Source organism: Isoptericola sp. NPDC057391 (genome assembly GCF_042668085.1).
Lineage (GTDB): Bacteria > Actinomycetota > Actinomycetes > Actinomycetales > Cellulomonadaceae > Isoptericola.
Genome location: NZ_JBHVBO010000200.1, coordinates 1 through 7,195, shown reverse-complemented (window position 1 = coordinate 7,195; position 7,195 = coordinate 1). Strand labels below are relative to the sequence as shown.

Annotated in this window: 5 protein-coding genes and 1 pseudogene; 2 read left to right on the top strand and 4 right to left on the bottom strand. The window is 76.6% G+C overall.

Annotation, left to right across the window (positions count from 1 at the left end; genetic code table 11):
* The 4 genes and pseudogenes from ACFUVW_RS18255 to ACFUVW_RS18240 all read right to left on the bottom strand — a co-directional run.
* A pseudogene (locus ACFUVW_RS18255) lies at positions 1–295 on the bottom strand (hypothetical protein); the annotation flags it as partial.
* On the bottom strand, positions 292–1,317 hold the full coding sequence (locus ACFUVW_RS18250) for a glycosyltransferase family 4 protein (RefSeq protein ID WP_430572726.1): 1,026 nt from the start codon (positions 1,315–1,317) through the stop codon (positions 292–294). The pseudogene ACFUVW_RS18255 and the gene ACFUVW_RS18250, both read right to left, overlap by 4 nt.
* Positions 1,314–2,669, bottom strand: coding sequence for an O-antigen ligase family protein (locus tag ACFUVW_RS18245; RefSeq protein WP_430572725.1), 1,356 nt, complete (start codon positions 2,667–2,669; stop codon positions 1,314–1,316). Before ACFUVW_RS18245 ends, ACFUVW_RS18250 begins: the two co-directional genes overlap by 4 nt.
* On the bottom strand, positions 2,666–4,723 hold the full coding sequence (locus ACFUVW_RS18240) for a glycosyltransferase (RefSeq protein ID WP_430572724.1): 2,058 nt from the start codon (positions 4,721–4,723) through the stop codon (positions 2,666–2,668). Before ACFUVW_RS18240 ends, ACFUVW_RS18245 begins: the two co-directional genes overlap by 4 nt.
* Positions 4,724–4,921: 198 nt before the next feature.
* Between ACFUVW_RS18240 and ACFUVW_RS18235 the strand changes: the two genes are divergently transcribed.
* Together ACFUVW_RS18235 and ACFUVW_RS18230 are read left to right on the top strand one after the other, a co-directional pair.
* Positions 4,922–5,944 (top strand): NAD-dependent epimerase/dehydratase family protein, encoded by a 1,023-nt coding sequence (locus ACFUVW_RS18235; protein WP_430572723.1) that lies wholly within the window; start codon positions 4,922–4,924, stop codon positions 5,942–5,944.
* Positions 5,945–5,978: 34 nt separating this feature from the next.
* Positions 5,979–7,151, top strand: coding sequence for a transferase (locus ACFUVW_RS18230; RefSeq protein ID WP_430572722.1), 1,173 nt, complete (start codon positions 5,979–5,981; stop codon positions 7,149–7,151).
* Positions 7,152–7,195: the final 44 nt, after the last annotated feature.

Below are 7,195 nucleotides of genomic sequence, written 5' to 3'. Positions count from 1 at the left end.
CAGGGGCGACCCTCCGGGGCAGCAGCTTGGTCGGCTCGAGCAGCCAGAGGCGGCGCGGGCCGACGCCGTCGACGTCCGGGGCGGGCCGCAGCCCGCGCCCGGGCCGGGGCCACGCGCCCCGGGTCAGCGCGTGCAGGGGGTCGCGGACGGGCTCGACGAAGAGCACCCGGGCGGTGGGGCGCGAGCGCAGGAGGCCCGCGACGAGGTGCTGGTTGCGCCGCCAGACGTCGTCCCACGGCTCGAGCGACAGGACGACGAGGTCGGGGCCGGTGACGGTCTCGTGCGAGGGGGTCACGGCAGCACGCCCCGGTAGACCCGCTCGGTGGCGGCGGCCTGGTGCGCGAGGGAGAACTCCGCCCGCTGCCGTGCCTGCAGGGCCGCGCCGTAGCGGTCGCGCAGCGCGGGGTCGTCCGCCAGGGCGCGCAGGCGCCGCGCCGCGTCGTCGACGTCGCCGGAGGCGTACAGCCCGGGCTCCCCGGCGGCGCCGAGCGACTCGACGTGCCCGCCGGACCCGTCGGCGACCACCGGGACGCCGCTCGCCATGGCCTCGAGCACGCTGAGCCCGAAGTGCTCCCCGGGGGTCGGCGCGAGCAGGACGCCGGCGTCCGCCATCAGGTCGGCGACGTCGTCGCGGTGCCCGAGGAGGTCGACGTCGCCGTCGAGGCCGAGCCCCGCCACCAGCTCCTTCGTCGCGACCTCGAGCGATCCCGAGCCGGCGACCACCAGGCGCCAGCCGCGGTCGGCGAGGCCCGACGCGGCGAACGCGCGGACGCCGGCGTCCACGCGCTTCTCCGGCTCGAGGCGGCACGCGACGAGCACGACGGGCGACCTGAGCGCGGCCCCGCGCGGGTGCGCCCGCTCCTCGACGCCGGCCGCGACGACCTCGCTGGGCCCGTCGATGCGCTCCTGGGTGAACCGGCTGATGGCGATCTGCGCGGCCACCGTCCGCCGGATGACGCGCGCCGCGACCCGGCCGGCGGGGCTGCGGCCGCGGACGAGGGCGAAGTGCCGGGTGACGACGAGCGGTACGCGGCGCGCGAGCACCGGCGCCCAGAGGCAGGCGGCCGTCTCCGCCGCGGTCATGTGGGCGTGCACGACGTCGGGCCGGGCCCCCGCGGCGAGCGACCGGCGCGCTTCGGCCACCGTCGTCCCCGGCCGGAGCCCGACGCCGTCGCCGGTCGCGCCGCGCATCGCCGCCACCGCGCCGCCGACCACGGTCACGTGGTGGCCCGCCTCGGCCTGGGCTCGCGCGAGGCGCGCGACGTGGGCCTCGACCCCGGCGTACGCGTCGGTCACGACGACGTGGGTGATCCTCATGGCGACTCCGTCCGCAGGGCGGGCGCCGGCCGGCCGGCCGGGCGGGTCGACGCGATGGTCGGCGAGACGGCCGGCGGTGCCTTCTCGTGCCCCTCGACGCCCAGGCACACGCCCACCAGCAGGAAGGGCAGGGACACGATGATCGACACCCAGAACTGGTCGAACTGGCTCGCGACCAGCCGCGACGCGAGCAGCGCGACGGCGAGGGTGCCGTACCGGGGGTCCATCCGCCACGCGACCACGACGGTGCCGAGCATGAGGATCGCGAACCCGGCGAGGCCGACGATCCCGACGGACGAGAGCACCTCGGCGACGGCGTTCGGCGGCTGGAACCCCGGCTCGGGCCCCGCGGTCCACCAGCGCAGGCCCGCGCCGAACCACGGGCTCTCGCGCCAGACGTCGAAGCCGCCCTCGATGCCGGCGGCCCGGAACGCGGTGGAGTTGAACGGGTCGTCGCCGGACAGGTCCTCCTGGACCCGGGCGGCGACGAACAGCGCCGCCGGGGCCATCGTGAGCAGCATCAGCCGAGGCCCGATCCGCCGCCCGTGCCCCGGGCGCAGCGCGAGGACGAGCAGCCCCACCCCGAAGCCGACGATGGCCTGCCGGGACTGCACGGCCAGCATGCCGAGGGCCAGCACGTAGAACGTGGGGATCCGGAACCACGCGGGCCAGTGCAGCCACGGCTGGCGGACGAACGCGAGGAGCGCGACCGACATGAAGATCGGCCCCGCGAGGTTCTTGTGCATCGGGAACGGCCAGCTCGGGTAGACCGGGGACACGTCCCCCTGGACGAGCTGCACGGCGCCGATCGCGCAGGCGTTCAGCGCGATCACCAGGACGACGAGGGTGACGAGCGTCAGCCCGAGGGTCGCGCGCCCGACCCGGCCCACCGCCCAGCCGACGACGAGCGCCCCGCCCACGAGCACCCAGGCGTGGAACCACTCGACCGTGTTCTGGCGGAAGGGGGTGGCGACGACGGCGAACAGGGAGGCGAGCTGGTAGATCGCCGAGAGCCACAGCATCGACCGCAGCGCCGGGGTGAAGGGGCGCGGCGAGAAGACGAGGGCCACCCAGAAGGTCGCGAACAGCACCACGTCGCTGAGCGTCATGTTCAGGGTGTCGCCGCCGACCCGTTCGGCGACGACGAACGCGGGCATCGCGACCACGGGCACGAGCGTCGGGTCGTAGACGGCGAGGCCGGCGAGGGCGACCACGACCGCGGCGGCCACCCCCAGGCCGAGGTCCTGGGCGAGCGCGTACGTCACGCCGAGGACCGCGACGACGAGGACGGCCGCCCAGGTGGTGGCCGTCGTCGTCGCCCGCAGGACCGGGCGCGAGCCGACCGCGCTCACGGGGCCGCCACCCCGCGGTCCTCCAGGAGGGCCGGGCCGGCGAGATAGGCGCGCAACCGTCGCAGCGCGGTCTCCCGCCGCGGGCCGCGCAGGGCGGCGGAGCGCACCACCGCGCCGGCGACGAGCCCGGCGCGGGCGGCGGCCCAGCCGGCCGCGCCGAAGTGCTTGCGCAGGTAGCGCTCCTGCGACGCGTGGAAGTGCAGCTCGCGCACGGAGGTGTCCGTGCTGGTGCCGGCGCCCGCGTGGACGACCTGCGTCGCGGGGACGACGGCGTGCCGCCAGCCGCGCCGGTCGGCGCGGTAGGCCCAGTCGGTCTCCTCGGCGTAGAGGAAGAACCGCTCGTCGAGCCCGCCCACGCTGCGCAGCGCGGAGGCGCGGATCAGCAGCGCCGAGCCGATGACGAAGGTGCGCTCGCGCGGCAGCCGGAGGCGGCCCAGGCCGACGGCCTCCAGCCACGCGCGGGCGGGAGAGGGGAACGGCCAGACGACGCGGCCCGGGCGGCCGGCGCCGTCGACCTGGGCCGGGCCGACGCTCGCGAGGCCGGGGTCCGCGTGCAGGGCGTCGTGGAGCGCGACGACGGTGTCGGGCCCGACGACGGCGTCCGGGTTGAGGAGGAACACGTCCGCCCCCGGGTCCTGCCGGTGCGCGAGGGCGAGGTTGACGGCCGCCGCGAACCCCAGGTTGCGGCCCGGGTCGTGGTAGGCGCCGCCGACGGCCTCGGTGAGCGCGCGGTGGCGGGGGTCGGACGAGTTGTCGACGACCGTCAGCGGGAACGTCCCCGCGAGCGGCTCGAGCGCGGCGTGCAGCAGCTCCGGGCTGCCGTAGGCGACGACGACCACCTCCACCCGGGGCGCCGCCCGCCGGCTCGGGGCCCGGACGGTGGCGCCGCCCTCGTCCCCCGTCGTGCCGCTGATCGTGCCGCTGATCGTGCCGCTGACCCGTGCGTAGACGTCGCGGTACCGCCCCGCGACCTGGGGCCACGAGCACTCCCGCGCGCGGTCCAGCCCGGCGAGGCGGAGCGCGCGCGCCGTCTCGGGCCGGGTGGCCTGCCGGACGCCGTCGAGCAGCGCGTCGGGGTCGCCCGGCGCGACGAGCACGCCCGCGCCGGCCACGACGTCGGGCACGGACCCGACCCGGGTCGCCACGACCGGCGTGCCGCACGCCATCGCCTCCACGGCGACGCGCCCGAACTGCTCGGCGAGCCCCGGGGTCTCGACCGACGGCACGACGAGCACGTCCAGCCCGCGGTAGAAGGCGGGCAGGTCGCCGGTGTCGAGCGGGCCGAGGAACGTGACGCGGTCGCCGAGCGGGGCCGCGGACTCCCGCAGCCGAGCCTCCTGCGGGCCGGCGCCCGCCACCACGAGGTCCAGGGACTCGTCCCGGGCGACGGCGGCGAGCAGCACGTCCACCCCCTTCTGGGCCGTGAGGCGCCCCGCGTACCCGACGCGCACCCGCCCCGGCGTGCGCGGCCCGCCGCGCCGGGGCCGGTCGTCCCCGGGGGAAAACGCCGTCGTGTCCAGGCCGAGGGGGATGCGCTCCACCAGCCCCCGGGCGCCCTTGTAGCGCACGATGCGGGCGGCGTCGTGGTTGCAGGTGACGACCGCGGCGGCGCCGCGCAGCGCGGCCGCCTCGAGCGCCCGGAACGGCCACGGGTACCGCTTGAGGAGGTTCTGCGCGGAGTACAGGAGGTACGGCGCGGGGCGGGTGCGGCGGCCGCGCGCCGCGTCCACGAGGCGTCGCGCGGCACGGATCCCGAGGATCTCGGCGGTGGCGAGCGCGACCGGCTCCTCGTGGATGTCGAGCACGTCCCACCGCTCGCCGAGCACCCGCCACAGGGCCCGCGGGTCGTAGAGGAAGAGGGCGGGGTGCCGGCCGAGCGTGCGCGCGGTCTCGAGCTCCTCGTCCGGCCCGGGAGCGGGCCGCACGTCGCGGCCGCCCTCGTCCCAGACGGCGGCCGTGAGGACGCGCACGTGGTCGCCCCGCCGGCGCAGCTCGGCCTCGCGGCCGCGCCAGGCGTCGACGACCGCGCTGTGGGAGATGCGCAGGACCCTCATGGCTCCCGATCCTCGCCGTCGGGGTGCGGGCGGGGAACGTCGCCGGCGCGGAATCACCCGGGCGACGAGCCTTTTCACCCCGGGCACCCCTCACGGTCGCGGCCGGGGCCTGGTTAGCGTCGAGGCGGCTGTACAGCCACCGGTCCGCGGCCTCCCGGTGCGTGACCGGACCGGCAGGACGACGACGGGGGACGGACCATGCGAGTGCTCGTCGATGGTGACCGAGGCTACCTCGGGGCGGTGATGGTGCCCGTGCTGCGCGAGGCGGGGCACGAGGTGGTCGGGCTGGACGTCGGGTGGTACGACGGCTGCGACTTCGGGGCGCAGCCCGGCGGGTACGAGCAGCGTACGGGAGACGTGCGCGACGCGACCCCCGCCGACCTCGAGGGCTTCGACGCGGTGATCCACCTCGCCGCGATCTCCAACGACCCGATCGGGCACCTCAACCCGGAGGCGACGTACGACGTCAACGCCCGCGGCGCGGTGCACATGGCGTCGGTGGCGAAGGACGCGGGCGTGCCCCGCTTCTTGTTCTCGTCGTCGTGCTCGCTGTACGGGGCGGGGGGCGACGCGCCCGTGGCGGAGGACGGCGAGTTCCACCCGGTGACGCCGTACGGCGAGAGCAAGGTCATGGCCGAGCAGTTCATCTCGCCGCTCGCCGACGACTCGTTCTCGCCGACCTACCTGCGCAACGCCACCGCGTACGGGTCGTCGCCGCGGCTGCGCGCCGACATCGTCGTCAACAACCTCACGGGCACCGCGTACACCCGCGGCGAGGTGCGGCTGCAGTCGGACGGGTCGCCGTGGCGGCCGCTGGTGCACGCCCGTGACATCGCCACCGCGTTCCTCGCCGCGCTCGAGGCGCCGCGCGACGTCGTGCACGACCAGGCGTTCAACGTCGGTCGGGACGAGGACGTGGTCCAGATCCGCACGATCGCGGAGCAGGTCAGCGACATCACCGGCGCGCCCGTGTCGTTCGCCGAGGGCGCCGGGCCGGACACCCGCAACTACCGGGTCGACTTCACCAAGATCCGCACGCTGCTGCCCGCGGCGGCCCCGGCCTGGACGGTCCCCGACGGCATCCGCGAGATCTGGAAGGACGCCGCCGACCGGGGCCTGACGGCCGAGGACTTCGAGGGCACGCGGTTCGTGCGCCTGCAGCGCATCCGGCAGCTCGCCGACGCGGGCCGCCTGGACCTCGCCACGCTCCGGCTGCGCTGAGCCGGCCTGACCACCACGACCACTGGAGACCGTCATGACCGACACCGCCGTCCACCCCTCGCACCGGCGCGAGCCCGCCGACGTCCCGCTCGACCCCGCCTGGCGGGACCGCTGGGACGGGTCGTCCGAGGGCGTCGTCGTCCTCGACCTGGGGCTCCAGCCGCCGGCCGACCTCTTCCCCGCGCCGTCCGACCCGACGCCCGACCCCGAGCACCCGCTGCGCATGGTCGTCGGCACGAGGACGGGGCTCGCCCAGCTCGAGGCGGACCCGACGACGCCCGAGGAGCCCCGCGGCGTCGAGCCCGCGGCGCTGGTGGCGCAGGCGGAGGCCGCGGTCGACCAGGCCGAGGCGGCCGGGTTCGTGCGCAGCGGCACGCGCGTGCTGGAGTACCCGAGCCCCCACGGCGGCACCTGGGTGGAGCAGCTCGCCCGCCGCGACATGGTCGAGGTCACCGAGGGGCCCGCCGAGCTCGTCGTCGACATCTTCGGGATGATGCACGACGCCGACCAGCGCGCGGCCCTGCTCGAGCGGCGCGACCGGCTCACCGACGACGGCGTGCTGCTCATGCAGTACCACACGCTCGCCGCGATCGTGCGGGGCGGCATCTGGAACGCGCTGCGGCACGGCCACTTCGCCTACTACTCGACGCCCGCCCTGGTGCGCATGGGGGCCGAGGTGGGGCTCACCGCCGTCGGCGCCTGGGAGTACCCGCTGTACGGCGGCACGATCATGCTGGCCTTCGCCAAGGACGGGTCGCGCTGGGGCGGTCGGTCCGCCGAGGTCACGGCGATGGTCGAGCGGGAGACCGCGGAGGGCGTGCTGGACCCGGCGTCCGTCGCGAGCCTCGGCACCGCGCTGCGCGAATCGGTGGCGGCGATCGGGGAGTACCTCGCGGACGCGACGGCGAAGGGCCTCACCGTGGCGGGGTACGGCGCGGCGTCGCGCACCTCCGCGCTGCTGCGCGCCTCGGGCATCGACAGGACGACGGTCGTGGCGGTCGCCGACGCGTCGACGGCCAAGCACGGCCGCACCATGCCCGGGGGCCGCATCCCGATCGTCTCGCCCGCCGACCTCGTCGAGCTGCGTCCGGACCGCGTGCTCCTGTTCGTGCCCGACCTGCTGGACGAGGTGCGTCGCGCCCTGCCGCAGGTCGAGGCGAACGGCGGGAGGTGGGTCGTGCTCGACCCCATGCCGCGCGAGGTCTGACGGCCCGGCCCCGCGCCGAGCAAGGCGGTCGACCGCTGTGGTCG